This window comes from Pseudomonas petrae (genome assembly GCF_021728295.1).
Lineage (GTDB): Bacteria > Pseudomonadota > Gammaproteobacteria > Pseudomonadales > Pseudomonadaceae > Aquipseudomonas > Aquipseudomonas petrae.
Genome location: NZ_JAKJXE010000002.1, coordinates 289,787 through 316,474 on the forward strand (window position 1 = coordinate 289,787; position 26,688 = coordinate 316,474).

Below are 26,688 nucleotides of genomic sequence, written 5' to 3' on the forward strand. Positions count from 1 at the left end.
GGCTGGGGATCTTGTCATGGACATCGGCGGGCAAAAAGTAGGCACAGTGGTGATACCGAGCGGCCTGGATGCGCAGGACATCGTGCGACGTTCGCAGAATGCCTGTCGTGCGCTCAGCGACGATGAAGACGGGCTCAAGCGCGATATCCTCGGCCACTCCGGCAACCGGTGGTCACTGGGCGTGGTCCATGCGCTGGGCGTGACCAGCCCGTTGCGCCACGCCGAGCTGCGGCGCCAGCTGCATGGCGTCACCCAACGCATGCTGACCCACACACTCCGCCAGCTGGAACGCGACGGGCTGATCAGTCGTCATGACTTCGGCGAGAAGCCATTGCGCGTCGAGTACGCGCTGACCGAACTGGGCATGGGCTTGCTGGTGCAGATGATTCCGCTGTGGACCTGGGTGGTCGAGCAGGCGGAAGGCTTTACAGCGGCGCGTCGACGGTACGACGCGGCGATGGTATGACGCAACGTATGACGCAACGTATGACGCAACGGTATGACACCGCACCGGTGTGACGTGCCAGCGAGGGAGACGGCGAGCAGTCCGGTCAGGATTGATCCGCCAGTTGGCCAAGACGTTCTTGCACGGCGTCGTCGAAGATCATGTAAAGCGTTTCTACATCTGCCGGGCGCAGACGTTTGCTGGTCTCCAGGCTAAGGATGAAACTGATCTCCATGGCGGCCTCGCGTTCGAGGTCTTCCCTGGTGGTGGCGGCGTTCAACGCGCGCACCAGATCATCGATCGGGCCTTGGATGGGTTTGGGAAGCCGAAGTGCAGCGATTCGCTCTTGGGGCATTGCTCAGTCCTGGGGGTGTCGGGTTTTGCGGCGAACCGAAAGGCGTAAAGCCCTGGAGCCTGGGATCGGGGGCGTATTGTGGCCGAGTTACGACGCAGATCCCACCAGCGGAAACAAAATAGTGAAATGACAGCCCTTGCCTGTGCCCTCGCTGTGGGCGGTAACGCTGCCGCCATGGGCTTCCACCAGTTGCCGAACCACGGTCAGACCGATGCCAAGGCCCGAGCCATTGAAGCCGATGGCCTGGGTGTCCTGCACATAAGCATCGAAGATCACCGGCAATGCCTGGGCTGAAATGCCGATGCCGTTGTCGGAGATGACGACCTTCAAGCCTTCGGCAACCGCCTCGGCGCACAGCGCGATCTTGCCGCCGCACGGCGTGTATTTGGCCGAGTTGGTCAGCACGTTGGTGAAAATCTGCACGATCCTGATGCGGTCGCCGTTGACCGACATGGGCGTGTCGGGAAGGCTCACGTCCATATGCAGGTTTTTCTTGTGCATCATCGGTGCGCAGGCTTCAACGGCCTCCTGGATGATCTCGAGGATGTCCACCTCGGCGCAGGTCAGACGCAATTTGCCGCTGCTCGCCCGGGCGACATCGAGCAAGTCTTCGACCATGCGCGACAAATGCTGCACCTGGCCCTCGATCATCGCGCGCATTTCCGGCAGTTTGTCGCTGGAAGCGCGCACCATGCGCTCGGCGATCAGGCTGATCGGCGTCAGGGGGTTGCGCATTTCATGGGCGACCGACGCCATGGCCGTGCGTTGCTGAGACAGGGCCAGTTCGGCCTGTGCCTGCAGCGTTTGCGCGTGGAGCGCGGAGATCACCAGATGCTGGTTGGCTTCGCGCAGCTCCTGAGAGCCGTCGGCGTGTGCACTGGCAGCGGGTGCTTGCGCCTGCGCCGCCAACGCCGCCAGCACCAGTTTCTGATTGGCTTCCACCAGCAATTCAATGTGCAGGCCAATGCCGGCAGAGGCTTCAGCCTCAAACAGCTCTCGGCGCAGGGACGCCAGGTGCGCCAGGACCTGTTTCTTGTTTTGAGCGAGCAGCTCGAATTCGCGGTCGGCGTCTGCGCCCCCGGCTTCGTCCTTGCCGTGGAACTCACTCATGAAAACCTGCTCGCCGGACGTCCTCTCCAGCGCCGGTAAACCCTGGCGTCAGGCGCGTCGGGCGCCCGCCCAACAGCCCTTCCTGATTGTGCGGGCGGGTGCCTATCTGCAAGCCGTTGTCGTCAATACTGTACAGCCGCAACTCGTCCGAGTGAGCGCTGGCCCGGACCTTGACCACCGCCATGATGCGCTGCAAGCGGCTGTCGAGCTCAATGTAGCGCTGGACGATGATGGCATCGGTAAGAAAGGCCGTGCCGTAAGGGCTGAAGCGCAGATCCGTGTAGCGGTCTTCCAGTTCCGAGGTCATCAACACACTGACCCCGGTGCTGGTCAACGCATTGACCATGCGCGACAGGGATTCGCGGAAGTCTTCGCGAAACGCAGGGGCCACGGCCAGTTCGAACCCGGACAGCGAGTCAATGACCACCCGCGTCGCGTCCAGCCTGCGAATTTCGCTGAGCAACTGCTGAACGATCTCATCGATGGACAGGTCCGGCACGCGTCGGTCGACGACACCCACTTTGTCCATTTGCACCAGTCGCGTGAGTGCGGCGTTACGCAAATGATTGGGTCGCTGCTCGAAGACCGCGATCACGCCCGTTTCGCCGTTGCGCGCACCCTCTTCGAGAAAGGCCGCCGCCAGCATGCTCTTGCCGGAGCCTGAAGGACCGGCCACCAGCAATGAATAGCCCTGGGGCAGGCCGCCGCCGAGCATGTCGTCCAGGTGAGGCACGCCCATCTTCAGCCGCTGCTGCGGGCTGCCGTGGATGGGCTCGGCGCGATCCTGAAGAGTGACCGAGGCCGGCGGAAACACCGTAATGCCCGAGTCGGCGATGCGGAAGGTATGCAGCCCGGGCAGCGTTGGCTGGCCGCGCATCTTCATGATCTCCATCTTGCGCACCATGGAGTTGCGCTGAACGCTCTGGCGCAGCCAGATCAGCCCATCGGCGACGGTGAAGACCGGGTTGCTGTCGAGTTCGTTGAAATACTCGCCCAGCAGGAAGGTCGTCGCCTGCCAAGTGGTCATCAACATGCCCAGCTGTTGCACGAACTGCGGCAGGTTGTTGTTGGGGCTGCCGCCGCTTTCGCTGGCCAGCACGACAGAGCGGAACGAGTCGACGAACACCAGGGCGGGGGTGTGGGTTTCCACTTCGGCGACGATGCGCCGCAAGACTTCATCCAGGTCACCGGCGAGGGCGTCGTCCGCCAGATTGACGTAGCGGATCGAGCGGTTCACCGCTTCTTCGTCGAAAAAGCTGAACTGCTGCTGGTAGCGCAGCATTTTCAGCGGCGGCTCGCCAAGCACCGTGAAGAAAATCGCCGGACGCTCCGGCGTCGCCAATGCGAACATCATCTGATGGGCCAGCGTGGTCTTGCCGCAGCCTGGCGGGCCGGCGATGAGGTTGAAGGAAAACTCCGGCAGGCCGCCACCCAGAATCTCGTCGAATCCCGGTACGCCTGTTGCCAGACGGTTGATTGTGACTTTGGTACTCATCGTGAAGTGTCCTGGGCAGGCGGGCCGCTGAAAGAATGTTCCCACACGTCCAGCAGCAGTCGTGCAGCGAGTAATGGGCCGATCAGAGTGGCAAGTAACGTGTAAAAGGTGTTCAGAACTTCCTGGCTGAAAAAGAGCGCGTCGTCTATCGATTGTTCGGCCAGTAACGCTCTCAATTCTTGAATATCCATGCCCACCACCAGCAGCGTATAGGGGACCCCAAGCAGCGGGTGCTTCGACATGCAGAGGTGAAGGCTGCGGCGATGCAGGGCGGCAACACCTTTAGGACCGATGATGGGAGTCAGGGAGATATTAATGTCCTCGAACATCGAGGTAATGGCTTCAGCGACCTGAGAAACTTCAGCGCTGCCGTTTACCCGACGGGCCAGGCATGCAGCGATTCGCTGGCCTGCTTCGCTTTCAGTAAACATGGGATTAAGTTCTGGTAGGTGTCGGTGGATACTACACCTTCTCGCCAGACCGAACGGAAGCATTTAGTGCACGGCGCTTTAAATGGGTAGTCGGCACGCCTGTCTCCCGGACATGAGTCCAAGCGCTCTGGAAGCCGTGAGATTCAATGTGATCCTGAGTCTGATTGTTAACAATAAACGGTTAGTTCTTTTCCGATGCCTGGCTTTAACGGCAGCCACTTCTGCGTGCCCGTGCGCCATTTGTCAAATAGTCATCACGGCACCGTATCCATATGAGGTAGGAACGTTAAAGTTCCTTAATAACTATTCAAGTGAGTGAGTCGGTAGGGAAGTTGTTGTAGCGCGGGCGAGTGCTCGTTGCTTGATGGCGAATAAGTAAGGGCGAAAACAATCAACTGAATTGTTTATAGATGCGTTCGGATATCAAAAGCGCGTTTCGATGTGCTGACAGTTCGCCCCCTCTTTGCAAGGGGGCGATCGCTTGTATTTATTTCCGCAGCGTGGCGCCGCCGAATATCAGTTGCTGAACCATCGGCTGGTTGACGAAACGGGCCGGGAATATCGGCTCCGGCGTGCTGGCTCGGTCCAGCCGGGCAATCTGTTCAGCATCAAGGTGCAAAGCGAGGGCGCCCAGGTTGTCCTGGGCCTGGGCCAGCGTTCTCGCCCCCATGACCGGCGCGACGACGGCCGGGTTCAGCAGTGTCCACGCCAGAGCCACCTGGGAGGGCGTGGCGCCTATGTCATGGGCGACGTCGACCACGGTGCTGGCGATCTGCAAGGCGCGTTCATTCATATGGCCCGACGAGCTGATCACGCCCTTGCGGGTCGGGGATACGCCGGCTTCGCTCGCTTGCTGCAAATCTTCCCGGGTGTATTTGCCGGTCAGAATGCCGCCGCCCAACGGCGACCACGGCAACACGCCAAGGCCCATCGCCTGGGCCATGGGCATCAGCTCATGCTCGACACTGCGTTCGACCAGGCTGTATTCGATTTGCAGCGCCACCAGCGGCGCCCAGCCCCTGAGGGTGGCAAGAGTCTGCAGCTCGGCGACTTTCCACGCCGGGGTGTTGCAGATGCCGAGGTAAAGCACCTTGCCGGCGCGCACCAGATCATCCAGCGCACGCATGACTTCTTCGGCAGACGTGGTGAAATCCCACGCATGCAGATAGAGCAGTTCGATGCGATCGGTGTCCAGCTGCTTCAAGCTGGTCTCCACCGAACGGGTGAGATTCATCCGGTGATTGCCGCCGGAGTTGGGATCGCCCGGGTCGCGGGCCATGGTGTACTTGGTGGCGACCACCAGACGGTCACGTTTGTGCTTGAGAAACTGACCGAGGATGCGCTCGGACGCGCCGTTGGTGTAGTTGACCGCGGTGTCGATGAAGTTGCCGCCGTGGTCAACGTAGGTGTCGAAAATCTGCCGGGCCTCGGCTTCATCGGAACCCCAGCCCCAGTCGGAGCCGAAGGTCATGGTGCCGAGGGAGAGGGGCGAGACGCGCATACCCGATCGTCCGAGCAGGCGGTAGTGGTCGAGTGCGTTGAGAGTGGGCATGATGGCTTCCTTGATTGGTGGGTGCGAAGGCTTCAAGGCCTCAGTCTGCCGAATACGGTGAACCAGCCCGTAGCCGGATCGTCCCGCGCTCTTGCACGATTATCCGGGCCGACGGTTCTTCGTCTTCCTTTGCACCTTCACTTACCAACAGGGGAGCGACCATGACCTCGTTGCAAACACTGGTTGATCTCATCAGCCGCCATGCATCGGTGGACGGCCTGCATCCGACCGCCATTCCGGGCGTAAGCCTGGCGCGCGCCGCTGCGCCGACCCTGCCGATGCCGGTGGTCTACGAACCGACGCTGTGCCTGATCGCCCAGGGTCGCAAGCGCGTGATCGCCGGCGGCAGGTCCTATGTCTATGACGCCGCCAGCTATTTGGTGGCCTCCATCGACATTCCGGTCATGGGCTCGGTGATCGAAGCCAGCGAGCGCGAGCCGTATCTGTGCCTGGTGCTCAACCTGGACATGACCGCCCTGAGCGACCTGGCGCTGCGACACCCGGCCCCCGCCGACCGAAGCGCCTTGCCGGCGGCCGGTATCGAACTCAACGACACCAGCCCCGAGCTGTTTGACGCAGCGGCGCGGCTTGCCCGGCTGCTGGACACGCCCGAGCACATCGGCGAACTCGCCCCGCTGGCTGTTCGCGAGATTCTCTACCGGTTGCTGACCGGCAGCGGCCACGCCGTGCTCCGGCAACTGGCCAACGCTGACAGCCGTCTTCGGCAGATTGCCAAGGCCATCGCCTGGCTGCGGGGTCATTACACAGAACGTTGCCGGATCGAAGACCTTGCCGACGTGGCTGGCATGAGCCGCTCGACCTTTCACACGCACTTCAAAGCGGTGACGGCCATGAGCCCGCTGGCGTTTCGCAGCCAGCTTCGACTGCAGGAAGCGCGACGGCTGATGGTGGCGCACGCCGTTGATGCGGCAGGCGCGGGCTACCAAGTGGGGTATGAAAGTCCGTCGCAATTCAGCCGTGATTACCGGCGCCTGTTCGGTGTGCCACCGGCAGAGGATGCGCGACGTCTGCGTCGGGAGGCGCCGGTGGAGGTGTCCTGAGTTGATTCAAGGTTCTCACGTCGAGAGGCTCTGCCCGGGGCGTTCACTGTGTCGCGGGAATGCCCCGGGTTTGTATCGCTCAAGTTACAAAAGCGTCCGCCGACACCCTGTTCAGGAAGCCTATTACTCACTTGAACAGGGAAGTGCGATGTCAGCGATTGCTTCGGTCACCTCATCCGCCCAGTTGATGCCGGTGGTCAAGCCGGCGGCCACCGTCGCGCTGAATGACAACGCCGTTGCTGGCGCCACCAGCGCCACGCCGTCGTCTGTCGTCATGCTCGGCGAGGACAACAAGGTCAGCGCCCCGTTGGTCTACAACGTGCGCGGCCTGATGGCAGATGCCAACGTCCCTCCGGCCTGGGAGTACACCCGGCAGGACAAGGTCTCGCTGGCGATGATGGGCAATTTCAGCACCTCCGCCACAGCAGGTCGCTTTCAAGGCCTGGGCGCGACCTTGCTCAGTCAATTGGCCCAGACCGGCCAGAATATTTCCCAATCGGTGCTGCGTTCTTCGACCGGCAAAGCACTGGAGCCTGCAGAGCTCGCTGCCGCCCAGGACCGCCTGCACAGTAACCCGGCCAACAGCATCAGCCTGACGCTGAAAACCGCCAGCGGCAAAACCATCGAGCTGAGCCTTTCCAGTCAGGACGACGGTCTGGCGGTGCAGGCCCAGATAAGCGGCGGCAAGCTCAGCGACGACGAGCTGATCGCGCTGAACGCCATGGCGGACGGCTTTCAGTCGGCTATCGACGGCCTGACCTCCAGGCCGCCAACGCTGAAGCTCGACGCCCTGACCCATTTCGACGCCAAGGCCTTCGCCTCCGTTGATTTGAAAACCAGTTTCAAACTCGAAGACGGCAGCGCCCAGACCCTGGAACTGCACGCCGATGCCGACCAGCGTTCGGTGCGCATGAGTGGCGCGCTGGGCAATCTCGATCTTTCGGTGGACCTGAAAAACGCGGCCATTCGTGGTGACAGCGGCCAGCAGGCCAAGGCGCTTGAGGGCTATGTCAGCCAGATCGAGGCGGCGCGCAAACGCGGTGACGGCGACGCGCAACTGCTGTCGATGTTCGAGGACGCGTTCAAAACGCTGCACAGCCAGTATCCGGACACCCGCGTGTCATCAGCGCCGCAGACGGTCAGTTCTATCGAACTGACCGACACCGATCACGGTTTGTTGACCGGTCTGGGCGACTTCAGCGCGTCGGTCAGCGAGAAGAGCGTCGAAGGCAATCCGGCCCGCCCCGGCGAACTGGACACCTTCGCCTACACCTTGTCGCAAACAACGCAGTCCAAAGGCCGCGATCAGTTGAATCGCACCATCGTTCAGGACCAGCAATCCCAGCTCACGGCCAGTTATCACAAGCCGCTGCCAGGCGGGCAAAAGCTGGCATTGAGCACTGATCCCACCACGCAGAATTAACTGTATTACCAGGTCAGCGATCAGGCGAGCAGCAAAGCCACCATCGGTTATAAAAAAGGTGAGCTGGTCGATGCGACGCTGAGCCAGTCGGCCAGTCAGTCGACGCGTATTGCCAAATACGTGATGGGCCGCCTGGAAAAAGACACCCACACGCCGATCTCCACCTCCAAAACCCAGAATTTCCTCAGCGTCCTGCAGCAGGCCTTGCAGCAGGACAAACAAGCCAGACAGGGCCGCGGGGCCTCGACCCTGAAAGATACCCTGGCCGGGATTCACGCCAAGGTGCTGCTGCAGAGCGAGCCGTCGAAGTTGAATGGCTGATAGCGGTATCGCCTCGGGTTTTGCAGCGCGCCGTCCGACGCATTCCCGGCTAGAGAAGGTCCTGTCGAGATAAAGGAGAGTCAGGAAATATACCTATAGCCGCATTAGCCAGTGTGCTCTGAGCAGAGTTCAGAATTCAGAGTTCCGCATATATAGCGATTGGTGCAGCATCTGTTGCGGGGCTGGCGGATCCTTCTGTAGCGTTTGTGCCTCGGTGACCAGTCGCTATTGTCGCGGTCCAGCCGGGTCAGATCGCCCCGCCTGACCAATAGGTTCTGCTGCACATGGTGTATATCGGGTTGCAGGCGCTGAACCTGGGAATCGTGACGGGGTTGTTGCTTGTCTACGGGCAATTGATCCTTACAGTTGTATCGACTTACCGCTTGATTCTGTCTAGCCCCCCAGCAATAACCTTCAACTCTTCTCCTGTATTGACATTCAGAAACGACCGTGAAATTATCAGTCGTCAGGTAGGATCCTGCACATTGCAGACAATAAAATATAAATGCACAAAGGATTGTCATGTTTTATACCGCCCCTATGAATGCGTGTACTGCTGCGCTGCATTTTCACTCAGATCACTCCTCGCCTCATCAGTCTCCCTCAACACGGTTAAGACGATATTTATCATTGCGTCCTCCGCATCTGCCAATTGTTCGTCGGCTGATGATCGCTCGATACACTCAAAAAAGCCTACCACATAATTTTCATGTTGTGCGCGTACCTGTAGTCGTTCGTTTCGTCGCCGAAACGCGTAAGGTTTATTTGCCAACATGAATCAGTGTCGAAGCATCACTTAACTCGCGCGCCGTTAACGGGTGTCACACTATTCCCTGCACGCTCGACCCTTCTGGGTGGAGTGATTTATTGAAGGTATATTATGAAGAATATCGTGATGATCGGCGGACATGATGAAACTTTTATGCACTATGGTGGCTTAGGTTTTGATTTCACGGTCTTGCAACTGGCTGACTCCGTCGGTCCCAACCTCAAGGCACTGACCGATAAGATTCACCTTGTCAGTGATTTCTCCGAAGCCACCGTGCTTGAAAAAATGGATGAAATCTTAACGACTCAACCTGTTGATTTTATTTTTTCATTCACCGAAGACGGGTTGCTGCCGGCGGCACGCGCCAGCCAGCGTTATGCGATTGCAGGCATGGATTTCGACACATGCGAAACGTGTATCGATAAGGCCTTGATGCGCACCAGACTTGAAGACACCGAATTCGCCGTCAATAGTGAAACCTGCCGAACTCGCGCCGACGTCGAACGTTTTTTCAACCGCCATGCAGGCGCAATCGTCCTGAAAGACCCGAAGGGCTCAGGGAGCGAAAACGTCTTCATCATTAAGGACCCACTGTCTCTGCAGCGTACGCTAGAAGGACTGCCTCAGGAAAATTTTGTCATGCTGGCGGAAGAGTTTCTGAACGGTCGGGAAGTGAGCGTCGAAACACTGACCATCGATTCGCAACACCGTGTCCTGGCGGTCACCAACAAACAGCTCTACCAAACATCCCTTGCAGAAGAGCAGCACATTATCTCACCAGACAATCTCGACAGTGACACGTTCAAGCAACTGAGTCGTTATTGTGAGCGCTTATTAATGGCTATCAACCATACACACGGTCCTTGCCATATTGAGGTCACCATCGCGGATGGGCATTTTCATCTGATAGAGATCAATAATCGAGTGGGTGGCGATTACATTGGGCTGCTGGTTGAACTCACGACGGGCGTTGACCTGTTCAGGGAAACATTGCAGTTCCACAGCTGTGCCGTCGAAAACAACAGTTTAGAACAATCGGTACATTACGAGTTCGCTGGCTCTCATCTTTTTTACGAGCCGCTGGATACAGAGCTTCTCAAGGACTGCTTGCGGGAAGTGGATATTATCAGGTTGGTCATGGGCGAGGCCAATCCACCGCTGGGTAGGCCACACACCAATGATGACAAAGTCGGACTGGTGGTTATCGCCAGCCATGACCGAAAAAAGTTTTACACCGCTATCGATCGTCTGAATCAACTAAGTTTTGCACGCTAACTATTAACAAATGGAGCAGCAGATATGGAAGTCATTTCCCGCAACGATATCGAAACCCTCAACAGCGTTATGGTGAATGGCACCTCTCACGATTTGGGCGTTGTAAAGATATTCTCCCAGCATCCTGCGCTTGCTGAGTTCATTCCGTCCCAAAGTGAGCTGGCTATTAGTTGGGTTCGGCTCGAGAAGGATCAGGAACTGTCGGTTCATCAACATCCCGAAGCGAGCCTGATTCTGATTTGTGACGGTACCGGGATGACCCTGGGGGCGACCGAACGCGGTATTGAAGCTGGTGATATGGTGTTGGTGCCGCCCCATTCTTTGCATGGTTTCAAAGGCACTCTAGAGGGTTTCTGGGCGCTGTCCATCCAATTTAATGGCAAGGCCCTGTACGAAGACACCACACGACCGAACGTCGTCTTCAAACCTCAGGAAAAAGATACTGCGAAGCCCGCTGATGCGCTGATGCGCGATAACGAGGGTTATCTGGAAAGCTTTAAGATCAGCCGACTGGTGTCGCTGGTCAATTCGCCTTTGATCGATCAACCGGATGTGCGCGAAAAACTTCTCGATTGCCTGCAGACCTGGTCTGACATGTTTCAAGACCTGCTGCATATCCGAGTGGCGATGACCCGTGATCCTGCGCACAAGAAAATCGCTATTGAACATTTGGTGGAAGAACTGGGGCATAACAACAACCTGCGCAATCAGCGTGATACCCACCATTCGCCCGTCTCGGATGCCGCCTTTCATTCCATCATGGAATGGTTCAGGCATCAGATGCTCTACAAAAGCGACATGGTCAAGACGCTGTTGATGCATGTAGTACTGGAAGGCAGCGGTGAGATATTTCATAGCGAGGCCGCTCGGGTATTCGCCAGCATGCCTCACTTCCAGGAACACGGTGAAGATGATGGGAGCCACGTCAGCATGGGCGTGGAACTGTTGAACCAGGCGTCGCCAACGGAAATAGAAGAGCTGCGTGAAACCCTGAACGAGGGTTGGAACATGATCATCCTGCTGTGCGATCGATTTGCCGATATCGCCTGTTCGGATCACCTGATGCGCGCAACACCTACCGCTCCTCAACCTGCGCCGGTATATAGCTGATCCTCATGAAGATTGCAGAAATCCTGAAGACGATCCTGTGGTTTCGGACACCTGAGCCTGAACGAAATCGAGATGCACATTCCGTTCACGCTCACCGCTGGCAACGCTGGTGCAAAGCGGTCATACATGATGCGCGGAGAAGCAGAAAAGGACGGCTGCATATCAGGATTTTTGCAGCCCTCAAACGGGAAATGATGTTGGCACTGGTGGCGATCGGGGTGCATACCGCGGCGGCGTTTGGCGCCGCAATCACCCTCAAATCACTGCTGACGCAACTCATGCAGAGTGACTCGCCAGCTCTTTCGAACATCACGCAGGGCGCCACCTGCCTGGCGCTGACTTACTGCGCCTGGCTGGCACTCAACCACACATTCTTTCTGGCTGAGCTGGTCGGTGTCGGCAGTCGTTCTTATGTGGAACAACGGATTTTACTAAAAAGGACTGCTGCACAGAACGACGCTTTCCCACTCAGCCTTACTACATTGTTTGATCGTGAAGCGGCACGTGTCGAATCATCATGGTCAGGATTGGTGACGATCATCCTGGCGCTCGCAACGGTCATCTTCACGTCCACGTTTTTCTTTTTTGCCTTGGGTGTCAGTGCAGTGGCCGCGTTGGCCGTGATTGCCGGCAGTTCACTGACCGTTTTCTGGATTGCCCAGCGATTGAGCATGACCTATGAACAGCTTTCTTTGAACTCCACTCAGCGCATAGAAATAGGGGCATTCGCAACAAAAAATCGGCGCCAGGTCTGGCTGAAAAACTGGAATGCCGAGTTCATTCGGGACTATGCCACCAAACGAAACCTTGAAGAAGCCTCGCTAAAACACGCTGCCCGTCTGGTAGCAGGGATTAGCCTGATCTCGACAATGACGCCTATCGCCGCGCTGTTGAGCTCGGCGCTGTTGCAACTGGTCTACTTGGGCCGCGTCGATGCGCCAGGGGTGCTTGCGGCCATCGCACTGATCGGTGGACTAAGATCGGTCGCCAATATCATCCCGGACATTGTGCAAAGCATCTCTCAAGGGTTTGTCGGTCACAGGCATATAGAGCAGTACCTTGATGGCAGCGAGCCCGGTACACCCCCTCCCGAAATGCCAACAATGCCTTCCACCAAGGCAAAACATATCGCTATCGTCGGTGCCGCAGGCAGTGGCAAGACGTCCCTGCTGAGGAGATGTGCGCAACGTTTTCCAGAGGCTTCCGGCCAGGCAATCTTCATTCCGGACGAACCGTGGATATTTGGCGGAGGTCTTGGCGAAAACGTGAGCCTGTATCGCCGCGACTTATCAGACGAAGAAGTGCGAAACGCCATCGCCTTTGCACGCTTGCCCGAGCAGTTTTACCTCGATTACCTCAATGAACGGAGCCATGGCAGGAATACCCAGTGGGACGTTTCGAGAGGTCAGGGGAAACGCATCGAACTGGTCCGAGCTTTGGTGGCACAGCCAGATTGGATCTACATTGATCAGCCAACCTCAGGGCTAGACGAAACGCTAGCTGCGGAATTGTTGAGTTCACTGCTGCAAGGCCCGTGGCGCGACACCAATGTGATGTTCGTCACGGACAAACCCGAAGAGAAAGACGCCGCCGAGGAAGTCTGGACTGTCTCTGACGGCACGATCACGGGCGTGCAAATCCCTCATGGGGCCCCGTGCTCTCGACTTGCCGCCGCATCGACTGAAATTCCTGTTTCTGTCTGGTCGGCGACGCAGGCAGATAGCTCGACGGCAAACGACCCGACAGAGCAGCCTCACGTCAGCTCCAGGTCAATGATGAGCAGCCTTATTGGTTTTGGTATCGGGACCAGTACGCTGATTGCCTTCACCTTGCTGGCGCTCAAGGAAGTGTTGACCATTGCCGGCGACTACCTTATCGCCAGCGGTCATCTGAGCACTCACCTGCAGGCATCGTTGATCGGACTGGCGGGCGTTTTAGTTGCGAGTGCATTACTGTCAATTTTCGGGGCGTTAATGACGGTCAGGAAAGGTATTGAGGCGGCGTCAGCACAATGCATCCGCTACTTTTCTCATCTTATGAACCCTAGCCTGGATGAGTGCCTGAGCCAGGAAATCAACCGCGACAGCCAAAACAAGTTGACATGGGACCAGCGGCGCGTCGATGAAGTGTTGCCCGTCCTGTTACTGGAAACCATCAGCGCGGCAACCTTGCTTTTCATTACCACGGGCTACGTCGTCCTCAACAGCATCTACGTACTGTTCCCGTTGACTCTAATCGGCCTTTGTTACTGGCGGGGGGCAAGACGCTCCGGCGAGTTGCTGGAAAGGTCCAATATCCGGGAAATCGACGCGACCTCCGTGTTGTTTTCACGCGTTCAAGCGCTGAACTGGGATGGCGGCCGATTTGAAAGCAGCATGAGCAATTCAAGTATCCTCGCCTGGTTGAGCGCCAGCCTGTCCGCTCGGGCATTCGCTTCTTTGGACAACGCCGCGACGCGGCGCTGGTACAGCTACAAACTGGACCTGATGGGTTTTTTTTTCCTGTCCGGTATCGTGGCTGCAACGATTTACTTTCACACCACCGGCACAACCACCATTGCTACCGTGCTGGCAGTGAGTCTCTCCTACAGCCTGATTGCGATCTTTGCCCGCTTGGGCAGATGTGCGGTGGAACTGCGGCAAGTCCTCGACAGTGCCGATCGCCTGGTGGTTGGCGCCTTCCCGGCGACAGCGCCAAAACGCCAACAGGCTGGTGAAAAAGCGCCACTGGTGTCGTTTTCAAACGTCACTTTTATTAACCCGCGCAGCGGAACAACGGTGCTCGAACAATTCGACCAGGTGTTTCATAAGCATGATGTGGTTGTGATCACGGGGGCGAGCGGCGTTGGTAAGTCAACCTTTGCCAATCTTGTGGTGGGCAGCTTGCTGCCAAGTCTGGGGGAGGTCTCTACACTGGGTGGCACTGATGGGTATCTGGCACGACAACATACCGAAGAGGTGCAGTTACTGACATCCAGTCCGATATTCAAACCGGGGTTGTTGGTCGAACATTTCAATAGCCCGTCACGTGAAGCGCTCTATCAGAGAGTGGCGTATCTTGGACTTTCGGATATTATCGAGCGCTTGCCGGATGGTTTCAATCAACAGGTTCCCTGGAGTGGTGAAATACATCTGAGCAAGTCGGAACTTCAGCGACTCGCGCTGCTTGACCTGACTATCAATACCCCGGCCATTGCCATACTCGACGAGGCGACATCGGAGCTAAGCAATGCCGAAGAACTGCAACTCATCAAGAAAGTGATTACTGCGCTGCCGCAAACCTTATTTTTCATCATCACGCACAACCCTGAACTTTCCATGCTGGGAAACAAGAACTTCAATTTCAACCATGAAAAGCGCATGGTTGAAAAAATAGCATAAGCACATCCCCACAAGCCGTTAGATAAGGATCGTTACTATGGAGCTGCACGCGCAGCGGGATGCATTTTGTATCAGTTATGGCGTCTCTCACCCACAACTGCCCTTGAGCGAGATTGCCCACTGGGAAGCAACGCTTAAAGGGACGGTGGATCAGCACAGCGCCCTGCATCAGGAACAGGCCTATGTGGCGCCCGGTTTTTTTTACCTGCCGGTCACCGCGCAGCCAGAGCCGGCGTTCTTGAATCGATTGATACAAGACGCACATACCGCCGACTGGCTATTGGTACCCTCCTTGGAAAAGACCGGCAGATCGCTGCGCCAGCAATACGAAACAGACATCATCCCGGTGCCCTTCATGCAGGTCGCGTATCTGCGCGTTGAGGGGAAACTTGACGATTGCCTGCTCGCGACTATGGGCAGAAAGTCGTATAAAGAAATGGTACGCCTGACCCGGAGGGCTGAGGAATTTTGCCATACGGAAGTGTATCGCCTTAGCGAGTTGCCTGAAGACAGCAACGTACTGAAGGCTTTTTCAACGCTGCAGTCGTTCAACGTGGAAAAATATCAGCACGTCAGGAATTTATACTCACTCGAGGCGATGCAGGCGCTGGCACGCTCAACAGAAGGTTCAAAGTACTACATAAAAATGAACTACGAAAAAGTAAGCAATGTGCCTGTCTATGGCTCCCTGAGCTACGCGGATGAGCGATGCAATGTTTTTTCCCAATTGGTACAAGGTCAAAATCGCAGCCATGTGCCGCAGGGGATTAACTTGTATGTCAGCGATTACTACCAGCTGTACCGAGTGGCTGACGAACTGGGATACAAAATCAGTTGTCTGGGTCGCGGCGCCATTGATATAAAAAAACGTATGGGTTCCAACCGGGTGGTCGACCTGGAAAACTGGCTAATCCCCATCAGAACGAGTCAGCAAAAACAAATGCATGATTTCTCAACCAAGAGAGACAGCTAACAAGGAGTTATTATGTCTTTTTTTGATATAGGTCGGCAGCTCGATAGCGAACATGTCATAGAGAATGGCACCACGATACTGGATTATCCAACGTCGACCTTTGACCTGTCCGGGACACTTCAGCAGACGCTGGTCGATGTCTACAATCTCAGGAATGATTTTTCGCTGAACAAGATTCATGAATGCCTTAGTCGGGAAAAAATCAGTCAGCACCTAGAGGACTCCGGCCATTGGCATGACCCACTACAAACACTGGGTGCGCCCATGATCGAAGCGTACTATAAATTTGTTAATTGGCTTAGCCAACACCTGGGTTTCGATTTCGTGTTCGAACATAACCCGTTAGTTCGGTACCACATCCCCGGGAAACTGGATGATCGTTACAGGCTTCCGGACGGTGAATTATTCACCCACCACTCGGACACCCTGTTGGGTGACTACTTCCAGCAAATCAACATGTGGTTGCCATTTTGCGACGTCAAGAATACAGCGGCACTCAGCGTTTGCTCGAAGCACGCCAGCATCCACACCCTAAAATCTTTCGCCCAAACGCAGGAATACAGATACGACCAATACAAGGACAGCCGGGTCGCTTTTTTCGATTATGCAAGGCAACGGCCACAATTGATCTCAGAGCTTCAGACGGACGCCATGCCAGTCAACCTTCGTTATGGCCAGTGTCTGATGTTCGATCCTCGGGTATTACACGGGACCGCAGAGAACACTGAGAACATGACGCGCGTGAGCATGGACTTCAGGATTCTCCCCGTTGACGACTACGAGTCCATCCTCAAAGAGCTTGAGCTTCAAGGTGGACGTCCGAACAGTTACGAAGGCGAAGGCTTGGTCAAGGGCGAGTTCTACAATGCACTGACTGCACGTGAAGTCGTCACTTACTGAACCCCCGCGTTGCCACAAAGACTACGTTAATCATCAACTAGGGAATGGACCATGACTACGGCGATCGCGTGGCTGGACGGCCAATACTTCCAGGCGGATCAGATGACTTTTTCGCCTGACACTCACTCGCTTTCTTATGCCTCATCGGTGTACGAGGGCATGCGCAGTTACGGCGCAAACATTTTCAAATGCGAGGAACATCTGCAACGTCTGCAACAGTCGGCGCAGTTGTTTAAACACGAGTTGCGCTACAGTAACGCCATGCTGACCGACGTTTGCAATGAACTTCTGGTGCGCAACGAATTTGTAGACGCTTACATCAAAATCGTCGTGTTCTATGACAACGCCGACGTGAGCTTCATGGGGCGTGGCTGTCGCACCAAAGTGGTGATATTTGTCCTGCCATTCGCACCCAAGTCCGCCACCACACCTTACCGTCTGACGATTGCCAATTGGCGCCGAGCTCCCGCTCACTGTCACCCCTATCAGGCGAAGAACTCGTCCACGTATGCGCTCAGCTTCTTGAGCTTTCGTGACAAAAGTGACGCATTCGACGATGTGCTGTTCCTTTCGACGACTGACACCGTCTGCGAGTCGAGTGGATCCAACATCTTTTTTGTAAAGGGAAACCAACTCATTACGCCGACCACCGAAATGGCCTTGGCAGGTATTACCCGTCGCGTCATCATTGAAGAACTGTCTCACACACTGGATTTGCAGGTTGTGCAACGCGATATCTCCTGCTCGGAACTGGGCCACTTTGACAGCGCCTTTCTATGTGGCACCGCCATGGAAATCAACGAGGTCTGCCAAATTGATGACGTCGTTTATGAAAGGAGTTCATGCGTCGCATGGCTGGTCGCGGAATACAAAAAAAACGTGATGCGCGCCTCGTGCTAACCGGCTGGGGGAGCCTATTCAACGTTTTTTATCGGGCGCCAAATATCGAGGACTTACACGTATGCTCGAATCCAGGGGCCTCCCTCGAAGAGAAATATTTTCGCTCAGCCCCTCAATGAAGCCACGTTCAGGGGGGTAGGGCACTTGGGTCGAAACCGGTATCGCCAGCGATTGACTCAGCACCAGCGTAGGCCTTTGATCACAGTGTCATCGGCAATTAGGTGATGCTGTTCAATGCTTGATTCAGCTACTTCGAGTTTGATGTTCTCGAACTATTCCACCCATTAGCCTGTGGGGCCATTGCCCCACGGGCTCGCTGTGTTTTGCTCAAAATATCCTTTCCGTTTGTGATCCAACGGTAGCGCGTCCCTTGCTCATTTCGTAGGACCAGGATCGTGGTAATAGAGCTATCCGGTACGCGGACCGAACTGAAACTGCCGTTACGCCGGTACGCCGAGGTACTGAGAAAAAAGGCGCTGGCGTCGATAGATGCCAAGAAATTGCCTATAAACAATGGAGAGCGACGAGGCGCTCGTCCTACACCATCCGCTGTTTCCCAGAGGCTAGAAGCCCGGAGTGTCATCGATGATCGACCGTGAACCACCGTATCCCCGTAAACCCCCGTTGAGCACGTCCGCGAAACTGGCGGGTCTGGCCGGCATCGGCCTGGTCGTACTGGTCGCCGCCGGCGCGTTTGCCTACGTCAATGGCAGCCTCGACCCGCAGCGACTGACGCCAGCGCGCGTCGTTGACGTGTTCGAGCGCAACAACGGTGTTCACCCCGGTTACCGCCGTAACCACCCGAAAGGCATCTGCGTCGCCGGCTACTTCGAGAGCAATGGCGCCGCTGCCAGCCTGTCCAAAGCTGAAGTATTCGCCAGCGGGCGCACGCCGGTGATCGGCCGTCTGGCCGTGCCCACCGGCAATCCGTATTCTCCCGACAGCGCCGCGCCCCTGCGCAGTTTCGCCGTGCAGTTCACCCAGCCCAATGGCCAGCAGTGGCGCACCGGCATGAACAGCATGCCGGTGTTTCCGGTCGGGACGCCCGAGGCCTTCATCGATCTGCAAATTGCCACCGGGCCTGACCCCAAGACCGGCAAGCCCGACCCTGCAAAACCCCCGGCGTTTTTCGCCGCGCACCCGGAAGCCCAGCCGTTTCTGGCCTGGGTCAAGACCGCCAAGCCTTCGGCCAGCTTCGTCACCGAGACCTACAACAGCGTCAACGCCTTCGTGCTGGTGGACGCCGGCGGCAAGCGTCAGGCGGTGCGCTGGAGTCTGGTGCCGGAATCCACCGATACGGCACCGGCGCCGGATGCCAAGGACTATCTGGACAAGGACCTCAGCGAAAAACTTGCCAGCGGACCCCAGCGCTGGAAGCTGGTACTGACGCTGGCCAACCCTCAGGACCCGACCAACGATGCGTCCAAAGCCTGGTCCGGCGAGCACAAGACCGTGGACGCCGGGACCCTGGTGGTTAATTCCGACAGCCCGCAACTGAATGGCGACTGCCGCGACATCAATTACGACCCGCTGATCCTGCCCAGTGGCATTGAAGGCTCGGATGACCCGCTGCTCGCCGCGCGCTCGGCAGCCTACGCCGCGTCATACATGCGTCGCACCGGTGAAGTCGATCAGTTGAAAGCCGAGCCCGCCCAGGAGAAACAGCCATGAGTACGCCCGTCAAGCATTTCGCCCCACTGGCGCGCCTGCTGCACTGGCTGATGGCGCTGATGGTCATCGCCATGCTGTTCATCGGCGCCGGCATGGTGGCCTCGGTGTCCGAGCGCCACGAGTGGCTGCTGAATCTGCACAAGCCATTGGGCATCGCGATTCTGCTGCTGGTCATCGTCAGGATCATCGTCCGTGTCACCACCCAAACGCCGCCGTTACCCGCTGACTTGCCGGCGGTGCAGGCGCTGGCCGCCAAGCTGTCGCATTACGTGCTGTATGCGTTGATGCTGGCGATGCCGCTGATTGGCTGGGCGATGATTTCAGCCGCCGGGGATCCGGTCATGCTCGGCAGCTCGGTGCGCCTGCCGTCCATCGTCGGCGCCAACCCGGAAACCTTCGCGCTGCTGCGCAAAGCCCACGCCTACCTGGCGTACCTGTTCTTCCTGACGATTATGGCGCATCTGGCCGCTGCGCTGTTTCACGGCTGGGTGAGGAGGGATGAAGTGCTGGACAGCATGTTGCGGGGGAAATCGCGGGGTTAATGCCTGTCGTCACCGCGATTGACGCCATCGCCAGCGGGCACAAACCCGCTGGCGATGGCGTTTCTGCAGGATGATAAATGTCAGCTCACGCCTCAGCGCAGCACTGACACCATCCGCCCCAGCGTGGTCAGCACATCGCGGGCCAGCTGTTTCGAGCGCTGGCCTGACCAGCCGGTGACGATATCAGGTGCGTCATCGTTGTCCTTGAACGGCATTTCCAGCGTCAGCGACAGGCACTTGTAGCGCTCGCCGACGCTGTTGCACGCCAGGTTCATGTTGGCCTTGCCCGGCGCCGATTTCGGATAGCCGTATTGGCTCTGGAAGTCCCGGGTCAAGCCACCCAGCCGCGCGCGGAAATCAGCTTCCAGTTGCGCTTGCTCGTCGGTGTACCCCGGATTGCCTTCGCAGGCGGCGGTGAAGACGTAGGGGATTTCCTCATCGCCGTGCACGTCGAGGAACATGTCCACGCCGTATTTTTCCATCTGCGCTTTGACGAAGAACACTTCCGGGCTGAGCTCGGGTGTCGCGTCCTGCCAGGCGCGGTTCAGGTCCTTGCCTTGGGCGTTGGTGCGCAGATGCCCGTGGAACGAGCCATCGGGGTTCATGTGTGGCACCAGATACAGGTCCGCCGAGGCCAGCAAGGCCTGCAACTCGGGGTCGTTTTCCTGCAGCCGTTCGATGATGCCTTCCATGAACCACTCGGCCATGTGCTCGCCGGGGTGCTGCTGCGCGATGATCCAGATGTTGCGCTTGCCCGCCGCGCCGTCGCCCTTGCGCAGCAGCGGAATGTCACGGCCTTCGACACTCTTGCCGGTGGCCAGCAGCTCGGTGCCGGCCTTGCTCAGCGCCTGATCCACCAGCCAGTCGTGGCGCTCGCGGCTGTAGGGTTCGAAGTAGGCGAACCACACCTGGGTTTCGCTGGGCGTCAGCTCGAAGTTCAACGCCTTGCCGTCGAACTGGCTCGGCACGCGGAACCAAGTGTTCTGATCGTAGGAGGCCACTGCGTTGTAGCCGGTCCAGGCGCGGTTGTAGCTCGACTCGCCGGCGTTGCTCAGGCTGAAGCCGTGGGGCTCGCCGATGTGCAGGCCGTCAACCTTGAAGTGGAACCATTGGAAATGCGGGCTTCGGGTGTCCGGGCGTATCGCCAGCTGCACCGCTTTGGGGTTGCTGGCGTCGAGCACGACGATGTTACCGCTGTCGAAGTCGGCGGAGAGGGTAAGGACGGTTTGAGTCACGGGAAAGTCCTGGTTGCGTGATTGCTAACACGAGGCCATCGGGAAGCAATCAAGACCTGGGCTGATTGCCTCGCTGGGCTGTTATGACAATTACTTTACACGCATCAGGTCGAAGGACGGCGACAGAATATTTCGCCAAAGAGTCAGGGCCGGCTTTAGCTGTAAGCCTCGGCGGTGACCAGCAGGCCGCACAGCAGCATCGTCACCAGCAGCCAGCCGAAATAAACGCGCGGTCTGCGCCGATGCCAGCCGCTGGCGCCCAGAATGGCGGCGGGTGCATACAGCGTGCGCCAGAACTGCTCGCTGTTCTGAAACGCCGCCAGGTGTCGGGGATCGGCATCGAGCCAGTGACGGAACTCGATGCGCTGACTGGCCGTGGCCTGGGGGCTTTGCAGGTGCACGTACCAGCGCAGGGCCTGAAGCAGAATCTCCCGGGCCGGATCATGTTCGGCGGGTTCGCTGACGCAACGCTCAAGCGCCGCGATCATGCAGCGTTCGACGGTGCTGGCATCCACGTCAAGCAGTTGGGCGATATCGGTGTAGGAAAGGTCGTCGAGGCGGCTCAGCAGAAACACCTGCTGAACCCTGCGCGGCAGTCGCTGCAGCCGGCGTCGGTACAGGTCGGTTTCGGCGCTTGCGCCCAGCGTAGGCGCAAGGGCGGAGGCGGTCATCAACGAGTCGAGCGGCTGAGTCATGGCGTCTTGCTCACTGTTTGAATAGCGGCGGTCGCGGAAAACAATGGGGTGTGTTCGGATTTTTTGGAAGCTTTTACTGAATGTGTCAGTTTTTGACAGCAGCGACGGTTCATCGCTCGATCCATTTGCTATGATGCGCGCCATCGAAAGACAGATCACTGTCGAACCTTCTTCATTAGCCTGAAGACGCAACACCCGGCCGAACCCAGACCCGAAAAGGGCATAAAAAAAAGACCCGGCAATAAGCCGGGTCAAAAACCGTGATTAGCCTGATGAGGAGATAATCCGAAAGCCGACCTAAGGCTTCTGGGTTACCAACCAGTCTCGCGACCGGTTGCGCTCAATAATAATCATTCCCATTTGAGAGTCAATGCTTTTTTCGCGCCCCAGTGAAAATAGCTTTTGCCCGTGGGCGGTTCCTGCTTCGCCTCTCAGTCAATCGGCATATCAGTCGATCGGCAATTCTGTCGTGCGCTTCACCACACTCATTGCAATGTTCGAATGCGCCTCCTGCACATGGGGGCTTTGCAACAGGTGGTCGCGCAAAAAGCGCTCGTAGCTGGCGATGTCCTGCACCACCACCTTGAGCAGGAAATCCATGTCCCCGGCCATGGTGTAGCACTCCAGCACTTCGCGAAATCCGGTGATCGCCTCCTCGAACTCCGTCAGGTACTTGCGCCCGTGCCCGGACAGCTTGACGTCGACGAACACGGTCATGGTCAGCCCGAGTTTGGCCGGGTTGAGCAGGGCGACCTTGCGCTCGATGATGCCTTCTTCTTCCAGACGATTGATGCGCCGCCAGCAGGGCGATTGCGAGAGTTCGACGCGCTCGGCGATCTCGGCGGCGGAGAGATTGGCGTCGTGCTGCAACAGACGGAGAATCTTGCGATCGATGGGGCTGAGCTTAACCTGCATGAATTGACCCTTTTTTATTCTTGAATGGGAACGGGCATGCACGATATGAGCAGATTCTCGCCAATTTAGGAAGAAAAAGCCTGCGCCGGGCAGGCAGTATTTTGTCTGTGACCGTTGGGCTGAACCGTCCTGGCGGCGAGGCGCTGGCAAGGCTGCAAAAGCCGTTGGCGCCGCATTCAAAACGCACTAATAAAAACAAAGGAGTGCCTGAATGTCCCTGGCTGATATTCGTCTGGACGATAAGTACCGACTCGCAACCGGCAATCTGTACCTGACCGGAACCCAGGCGCTGACCCGCCTGCCGATGCTGCAGAAACAGCGCGACGAAGCCCGCGGGCTCAACACCGCCGGGTTTATCTCCGGCTACCGTGGCTCGCCGTTGGGCAACCTCGACAAGAGCCTGTGGGACGCCAAGGATTATCTCCAGCAGAACGCCATTCATTTCCAGCCCGGCGTAAACGAAGAACTCGCCGCCACGGCGGTCTGGGGCAGTCAGCAAGTCAATCTGTTCCCCCACGGCAAATACGACGGCGTCTTCGCCCTCTGGTACGGCAAAGGCCCGGGCGTTGATCGCTGCGGCGATGTGTTCAAGCACGGCAACTCGGCCGGCGTCGCCGAAAATGGGGGCGTGCTGATCCTCGCTGGCGACGACCATGGCTGCAAATCCTCAACCATCGCGCACCAGAGCGAACACGCCTTCATCGCCTCGATGATCCCGGTGCTGAACCCCAGCAACGTCCAGGAAATCCTTGATTACGGCATCATCGGCTGGGAGCTTTCACGCTACAGCGGTTGCTGGATGGCGATGAAGACCATCGCCGAAAACGTCGATTCCTCGGCCGTGGTCGAAGTCGATCCGCTGCGCATCCAGACGCACATCCCGGAAGACTTCCAGATTCCCGAAGGCGGCCTGCACATTCGCTGGCCCGATCCGCCGCTCGCCCAAGAGGCGCGGCTCAATACTTACAAAATCTACGCCGCCCGCGCGTTCGCCCGGGCCAATAACCTCAACAAGGTGGTCATCGATTCGCCGCAGCCGCGCCTGGGCATCATCACCACCGGCAAGTCGTACCTCGACGTGCGTCAGGCCCTGGAAGAACTGGGTATCGACGAGGACCTGTGCGCTTCGGTGGGCATTCGTGTGCTGAAGGTTGGCATGAGCTGGCCGCTGGAGCCGGTGTCGGTGCACGGCTTCGCTGAAGGGCTGGATGAAATCCTTGTGGTCGAGGAAAAACGCAGCGTGATCGAGGATCAGCTCACCGGGCAGCTATACAACTGGCCGGTGGATCAGCGTCCTCGTGTGGTCGGTGAATTCGATGAAGAGGGCCGTTCGCTGTTGCCCAACCTGGCCGAACTGACGCCGGCGATGATTGCCCGGGTCATCGCCAAACGCCTTGCGCCGATCTACAGCAGCCCGAAAATCGACGCGCGCCTGCAGTTTCTGGCCGACAAGGAAAAGGCCCTTGCTGCGCCGCTGTTCAACACCCAGCGCACCCCGCATTTCTGCTCGGGCTGCCCGCACAACACCTCGACCCGCGTACCGGAAGGCAGTCGCGCCCTGGCCGGTATCGGCTGTCATTACATGACCATCTGGATGGACCGGGAAACCGAGACCTTCACCCAGATGGGCGGCGAGGGCGTGACCTGGATCGGCCAGGCGCCATTCACCGAGACGCCCCACGTGTTCCAGAACCTTGGCGACGGCACCTACTTCCACTCCGGGCACCTGGCGCTGCGGGCGGCGGTCGCTTCCAAGGTCAACATCACCTACAAGATCCTCTACAACGACGCCGTCGCGATGACCGGCGGGCAGCCCATCGACGGCGTGCTGCGGGTGGATCAGCTCAGTCGGCAGGTGTTCAACGAGGGCGTGCAGCGCATTGCGCTGGTCTCGGACGAACCCGAGAAATACCCGAGCCGCGATCAGTTCGCGCCGATCACCACCTTCCACCACCGCAGCGACCTGGACGCCGTGCAGCGTGAGTTGCGTGAGTTCAAAGGCGTGTCGGTGATCATCTATGACCAGACCTGCGCCACGGAAAAGCGCCGTCGCCGCAAACGCGGCACGATGGTCGATCTGGATAAACGCGCCATCATCAACCCGGCCGTGTGCGAAGGCTGCGGCGATTGCGGCGTCAAGTCGGGCTGCCTGTCGGTGCTGCCGAAGGAAACCCCGGAAGGGCGCAAGCGCGAAATCGACCAGAGCGCGTGCAACAAGGACTTCAGCTGCGTCGAGGGTTTCTGCCCAAGCTTCGTGACCGTGCATGGCGGCAAGCTGCGCAAGCCGCAGTTGCCCAAGCAGGCCCAGGCGTTCGCTGAATTGCCGCAGCCGACACTGCCGAGCCTCACTCAGCCTTACAACATTCTGCTGCCGGGCGTCGGCGGAACGGGCGTGACCACCGTCGGTGCGATGCTCGGTTACGCAGCCAATCTGGAAGGCAAAGGCTGCAGCGTGCTCGACCAGGCGGGTCTGGCGCAGAAGTTCGGCCCGGTGGTCAGCCACATTCGCATCGCCGCGCGGCAGGAAGATCTGTTTGCCGTGCGCATTGCCGCCGGTGAGGCACATCTGCTGCTCGGTTGCGACCTGCTGGTGGCGTCCGGCCCCGATGCCATCGCCAAGCTCAACAGCGCGAAAACCCATGCGGTGATCAACAGTCAGCAGACGCCGACCGCCGAATTCACCCGTAACCCCGACGCCGATTTCCCGGCCGAAGCGATGATGCAGACCATCCGCGAAGCCGTCGGCGCTGAAAAAACGCACTTTGTGCAAGCGACGGACCTGGCGACCAAACTGATGGGCGACAGCATTGCCAGCAACCTCTTTATGCTGGGTTATGCCTTCCAGCTGGGACTGATTCCGTTGACCTCTGCGGCCATTGAAAAAGCCATCGAGCTTAACGGCGTGGCGGTCAATCTGAACCAGCAGGCGTTCCTGTGGGGGCGTCGTGCAGCGTTCGACTTGCGAGCGGTACAGGCGGCCGCCAATCCGCAGACCCAGCCAACGCCGGACCCTGAGCACCTGACTCTGGAAGAGCGCGTCACGCGCAACGTCCACGGCTTGATCGCCTATCAGAATGGGGCGCTGAGCGAGCGCTACCTGACGCTGGTCAATCGTGTGCGGGATGCCGAAGCACGGCTGTTCCCGGGCCAGCCGCCTGCGCTGACAGAGGCAGTGGCGTTCAACTACTTCAAGCTGCTGGCCTACAAGGACGAGTACGAAGTGGCGCGGCTGTACAGCAACGGCGACTTCACCCGTCAGCTGCAAGCGCAGTTCGAAGGCGATTACCGCATCGAGTTTCACCTGGCACCGTCCTGGCTGGCCAAGCGCGACCCGAACAACGGCACCCCGCGCAAACGCAGTTTCGGGCCGTGGATGCTGAAGGCGTTCGATGTGCTGGCGCGCTTCAAATTCCTGCGCGGCACGGTGCTCGATCCGTTCGGCCGCAGCGTCGAGCGTCGTCAGGAACGCGAGTTGATTGATGCTTATGTGGGCGACATCGAGCTGATCCTCGGCCACCTGAGCGCAGGCAACCGGCACACCGCGCTGAACCTGGCGCGCCTGCCGGAGCGCATTCGCGGTTATGGTCACGTCAAGGAAAGCGCCATGAAAGCAGCGGCACTGCAGGCGGCACGGATGCGCCAGAGTCTGGTCAGTGGCGAGGTTGAAGTGCTGAAGCTGTATGAAGTAGCGGCGTGAAGAATGGGAGGAGGTCGTTCAGGCCTCCTCCTATTTCGTGTCGACTGGCGCTTTCCCGGCTAAAGCCGGTCCCACAATTCGAGTTCACTCCTATCTCACTGGCTGCGCGCGATGCTTTAGTAGGACCGGCTTTAGCCGGGAAGAGGCCGGTATTGCCACCCCGATTTCTCGGTGTCATGACCGACGTCTTCCCGGCTAAAGCCGGTCCTACATTCGTGTTCGCGCCGAATCTCCGGTGGATGCACGCGATGCTTTTAGTGGGACCGGCTTTAGCCGGGAAGAGGCCGGTATTGCCAGCCTCGATTTCGTGGTGTCATGACCGACGTCTTCCCGGCTAAAGCCGGTCCTACATTCGTGTTCGCGCCGAATCTCCGCTGGATGCACGCATTGTTTTAGTGGGACTGGGTTTAGCCGGGAAGAGGCCGGTATTGCC

21 protein-coding genes and 1 pseudogene are annotated in these 26,688 nt (G+C 58.2%); 13 read left to right on the plus strand and 9 right to left on the minus strand.

Going from position 1 to position 26,688, the window contains the following annotated elements; all coding sequences use genetic code 11:
• The first annotated feature begins 16 nt into the window (after positions 1 to 16).
• Positions 17 to 466, plus strand: a complete 450-nt coding sequence (locus tag L4G42_RS04870; RefSeq protein WP_237252014.1) for a winged helix-turn-helix transcriptional regulator — start codon at positions 17 to 19, stop codon at positions 464 to 466.
• Between the two features lie 85 nt (positions 467 to 551).
• Here L4G42_RS04870 and L4G42_RS04875 read toward each other — a convergent pair whose 3' ends face one another.
• The 5 genes from L4G42_RS04875 to L4G42_RS04895 form a co-directional block, all read right to left on the minus strand.
• Positions 552 to 800, minus strand: coding sequence for a hypothetical protein (locus tag L4G42_RS04875; RefSeq protein WP_237252015.1), 249 nt, complete (start codon positions 798 to 800; stop codon positions 552 to 554).
• Between the two features lie 87 nt (positions 801 to 887).
• Positions 888 to 1,910 carry a sensor histidine kinase gene (locus tag L4G42_RS04880; RefSeq protein ID WP_237252016.1) on the minus strand — a complete coding sequence of 341 codons (1,023 nt, stop codon included), beginning with the start codon at positions 1,908 to 1,910 and terminating at the stop codon, positions 888 to 890.
• Positions 1,903 to 3,405 (minus strand): DUF7125 family protein, encoded by a 1,503-nt coding sequence (locus tag L4G42_RS04885; protein WP_237259398.1) that lies wholly within the window; start codon positions 3,403 to 3,405, stop codon positions 1,903 to 1,905. Before L4G42_RS04885 ends, L4G42_RS04880 begins: the two co-directional genes overlap by 8 nt.
• The gene (locus tag L4G42_RS04890) at positions 3,402 to 3,836 is read right to left on the minus strand and encodes a hypothetical protein (RefSeq protein WP_237259399.1); all 435 of its coding nucleotides are present in this window, start codon (positions 3,834 to 3,836) and stop codon (positions 3,402 to 3,404) included. Before L4G42_RS04890 ends, L4G42_RS04885 begins: the two co-directional genes overlap by 4 nt.
• A 487-nt stretch (positions 3,837 to 4,323) precedes the next feature.
• Positions 4,324 to 5,388, minus strand: coding sequence for an aldo/keto reductase (locus L4G42_RS04895; protein WP_237259400.1), 1,065 nt, complete (start codon positions 5,386 to 5,388; stop codon positions 4,324 to 4,326).
• A 161-nt stretch (positions 5,389 to 5,549) separates the two neighbouring features.
• Between L4G42_RS04895 and L4G42_RS04900 the strand changes: the two genes are divergently transcribed.
• From L4G42_RS04900 to L4G42_RS04940, 9 genes are all read left to right on the plus strand, one after another.
• Positions 5,550 to 6,449: an AraC family transcriptional regulator gene (locus L4G42_RS04900; RefSeq protein ID WP_237252020.1), complete on the plus strand. Its 900-nt coding sequence runs from the start codon at positions 5,550 to 5,552 to the stop codon at positions 6,447 to 6,449.
• A 148-nt stretch (positions 6,450 to 6,597) separates the two neighbouring features.
• Positions 6,598 to 7,872, plus strand: coding sequence for a lactate dehydrogenase (locus L4G42_RS04905; protein ID WP_237260594.1), 1,275 nt, complete (start codon positions 6,598 to 6,600; stop codon positions 7,870 to 7,872).
• 123 nt (positions 7,873 to 7,995) lie between these two features.
• Positions 7,996 to 8,193 (plus strand): hypothetical protein, encoded by a 198-nt coding sequence (locus L4G42_RS04910; protein WP_237260596.1) that lies wholly within the window; start codon positions 7,996 to 7,998, stop codon positions 8,191 to 8,193.
• Positions 8,194 to 9,073: 880 nt separating this feature from the next.
• Positions 9,074 to 10,237 carry an ATP-grasp domain-containing protein gene (locus tag L4G42_RS04915; RefSeq protein ID WP_237252022.1) on the plus strand — a complete coding sequence of 388 codons (1,164 nt, stop codon included), beginning with the start codon at positions 9,074 to 9,076 and terminating at the stop codon, positions 10,235 to 10,237.
• Positions 10,238 to 10,261: 24 nt separating this feature from the next.
• A complete protein-coding gene (locus tag L4G42_RS04920; RefSeq protein ID WP_237252023.1) occupies positions 10,262 to 11,347 on the plus strand; it encodes an AraC family ligand binding domain-containing protein in 1,086 nt (361 codons plus the stop codon).
• Between the two features lie 5 nt (positions 11,348 to 11,352).
• On the plus strand, positions 11,353 to 14,727 hold the full coding sequence (locus tag L4G42_RS04925; protein WP_237259401.1) for an ATP-binding cassette domain-containing protein: 3,375 nt from the start codon (positions 11,353 to 11,355) through the stop codon (positions 14,725 to 14,727).
• A gap of 37 nt (positions 14,728 to 14,764) precedes the next feature.
• The gene (locus L4G42_RS04930) at positions 14,765 to 15,700 is read left to right on the plus strand and encodes a hypothetical protein (RefSeq protein WP_237252025.1); all 936 of its coding nucleotides are present in this window, start codon (positions 14,765 to 14,767) and stop codon (positions 15,698 to 15,700) included.
• A gap of 12 nt (positions 15,701 to 15,712) precedes the next feature.
• The gene (locus tag L4G42_RS04935) at positions 15,713 to 16,600 is read left to right on the plus strand and encodes a phytanoyl-CoA dioxygenase family protein (RefSeq protein ID WP_237259402.1); all 888 of its coding nucleotides are present in this window, start codon (positions 15,713 to 15,715) and stop codon (positions 16,598 to 16,600) included.
• Positions 16,601 to 16,651: 51 nt separating this feature from the next.
• The gene (locus tag L4G42_RS04940) at positions 16,652 to 17,500 is read left to right on the plus strand and encodes an aminotransferase class IV (protein ID WP_237259403.1); all 849 of its coding nucleotides are present in this window, start codon (positions 16,652 to 16,654) and stop codon (positions 17,498 to 17,500) included.
• 247 nt (positions 17,501 to 17,747) lie between these two features.
• Here L4G42_RS04940 and L4G42_RS04945 read toward each other — a convergent pair.
• Positions 17,748 to 17,951: pseudogene (locus L4G42_RS04945) on the minus strand (IS630 family transposase); the annotation flags it as partial.
• Positions 17,952 to 18,085: 134 nt separating this feature from the next.
• Here L4G42_RS04945 and L4G42_RS04950 point away from each other — a divergent pair.
• Both L4G42_RS04950 and L4G42_RS04955 read left to right on the plus strand, forming a co-directional pair.
• Complete coding sequence (locus L4G42_RS04950) at positions 18,086 to 19,171, plus strand: catalase family peroxidase (protein ID WP_237260598.1); 1,086 nt, start codon at positions 18,086 to 18,088, stop codon at positions 19,169 to 19,171.
• Positions 19,168 to 19,713, plus strand: a complete 546-nt coding sequence (locus L4G42_RS04955; RefSeq protein WP_237252029.1) for a cytochrome b — start codon at positions 19,168 to 19,170, stop codon at positions 19,711 to 19,713. Before L4G42_RS04950 ends, L4G42_RS04955 begins: the two co-directional genes overlap by 4 nt.
• 92 nt (positions 19,714 to 19,805) lie before the next feature.
• Here the strand turns inward: L4G42_RS04955 and L4G42_RS04960 are convergent, their stop codons facing one another.
• The 3 genes from L4G42_RS04960 to L4G42_RS04970 form a co-directional block, all read right to left on the minus strand.
• A complete protein-coding gene (locus L4G42_RS04960) occupies positions 19,806 to 20,948 on the minus strand; it encodes a M14 family metallopeptidase (RefSeq protein WP_237252030.1) in 1,143 nt (380 codons plus the stop codon).
• Between the two features lie 155 nt (positions 20,949 to 21,103).
• Complete coding sequence (locus L4G42_RS04965; RefSeq protein ID WP_419789331.1) at positions 21,104 to 21,643, minus strand: DUF4880 domain-containing protein; 540 nt, start codon at positions 21,641 to 21,643, stop codon at positions 21,104 to 21,106.
• Between the two features lie 447 nt (positions 21,644 to 22,090).
• Complete coding sequence (locus tag L4G42_RS04970; protein ID WP_065990584.1) at positions 22,091 to 22,558, minus strand: Lrp/AsnC family transcriptional regulator; 468 nt, start codon at positions 22,556 to 22,558, stop codon at positions 22,091 to 22,093.
• Between the two features lie 211 nt (positions 22,559 to 22,769).
• Between L4G42_RS04970 and L4G42_RS04975 the strand changes: the two genes are divergently transcribed.
• Positions 22,770 to 26,255, plus strand: a complete 3,486-nt coding sequence (locus L4G42_RS04975) for an indolepyruvate ferredoxin oxidoreductase family protein (RefSeq protein WP_237259405.1) — start codon at positions 22,770 to 22,772, stop codon at positions 26,253 to 26,255.
• Positions 26,256 to 26,688 lie beyond the last annotated feature (433 nt).

Bases quoted from the DNA above. Each gene is read 5' to 3' on its own strand.
- L4G42_RS04875 (WP_237252015.1), bottom strand. From the start codon at position 800: ATGCCCCAAGAGCGAATCGCTGCACTTCGGCTTCCCAAACCCATCCAA.
- L4G42_RS04895 (WP_237259400.1), bottom strand. From the start codon at position 5,388: ATGCCCACTCTCAACGCACTCGACCACTACCGCCTGCTCGGACGATCG.
- L4G42_RS04870 (WP_237252014.1), top strand. From the start codon at position 17: ATGGACATCGGCGGGCAAAAAGTAGGCACAGTGGTGATACCGAGCGGC.
- L4G42_RS04910 (WP_237260596.1), top strand. From the start codon at position 7,996: ATGGGCCGCCTGGAAAAAGACACCCACACGCCGATCTCCACCTCCAAA.
- L4G42_RS04880 (WP_237252016.1), bottom strand. From the start codon at position 1,910: ATGAGTGAGTTCCACGGCAAGGACGAAGCCGGGGGCGCAGACGCCGAC.
- L4G42_RS04935 (WP_237259402.1), top strand. From the start codon at position 15,713: ATGTCTTTTTTTGATATAGGTCGGCAGCTCGATAGCGAACATGTCATA.
- L4G42_RS04890 (WP_237259399.1), bottom strand. From the start codon at position 3,836: ATGTTTACTGAAAGCGAAGCAGGCCAGCGAATCGCTGCATGCCTGGCC.
- L4G42_RS04975 (WP_237259405.1), top strand. From the start codon at position 22,770: ATGTCCCTGGCTGATATTCGTCTGGACGATAAGTACCGACTCGCAACC.
- L4G42_RS04955 (WP_237252029.1), top strand. From the start codon at position 19,168: ATGAGTACGCCCGTCAAGCATTTCGCCCCACTGGCGCGCCTGCTGCAC.
- L4G42_RS04970 (WP_065990584.1), bottom strand. From the start codon at position 22,558: ATGCAGGTTAAGCTCAGCCCCATCGATCGCAAGATTCTCCGTCTGTTG.
- L4G42_RS04905 (WP_237260594.1), top strand. From the start codon at position 6,598: ATGTCAGCGATTGCTTCGGTCACCTCATCCGCCCAGTTGATGCCGGTG.
- L4G42_RS04950 (WP_237260598.1), top strand. From the start codon at position 18,086: ATGATCGACCGTGAACCACCGTATCCCCGTAAACCCCCGTTGAGCACG.
- L4G42_RS04920 (WP_237252023.1), top strand. From the start codon at position 10,262: ATGGAAGTCATTTCCCGCAACGATATCGAAACCCTCAACAGCGTTATG.
- L4G42_RS04900 (WP_237252020.1), top strand. From the start codon at position 5,550: ATGACCTCGTTGCAAACACTGGTTGATCTCATCAGCCGCCATGCATCG.
- L4G42_RS04930 (WP_237252025.1), top strand. From the start codon at position 14,765: ATGGAGCTGCACGCGCAGCGGGATGCATTTTGTATCAGTTATGGCGTC.
- L4G42_RS04965 (WP_419789331.1), bottom strand. From the start codon at position 21,643: ATGACTCAGCCGCTCGACTCGTTGATGACCGCCTCCGCCCTTGCGCCT.
- L4G42_RS04885 (WP_237259398.1), bottom strand. From the start codon at position 3,405: ATGAGTACCAAAGTCACAATCAACCGTCTGGCAACAGGCGTACCGGGA.
- L4G42_RS04940 (WP_237259403.1), top strand. From the start codon at position 16,652: ATGACTACGGCGATCGCGTGGCTGGACGGCCAATACTTCCAGGCGGAT.
- L4G42_RS04925 (WP_237259401.1), top strand. From the start codon at position 11,353: ATGAAGATTGCAGAAATCCTGAAGACGATCCTGTGGTTTCGGACACCT.
- L4G42_RS04915 (WP_237252022.1), top strand. From the start codon at position 9,074: ATGAAGAATATCGTGATGATCGGCGGACATGATGAAACTTTTATGCAC.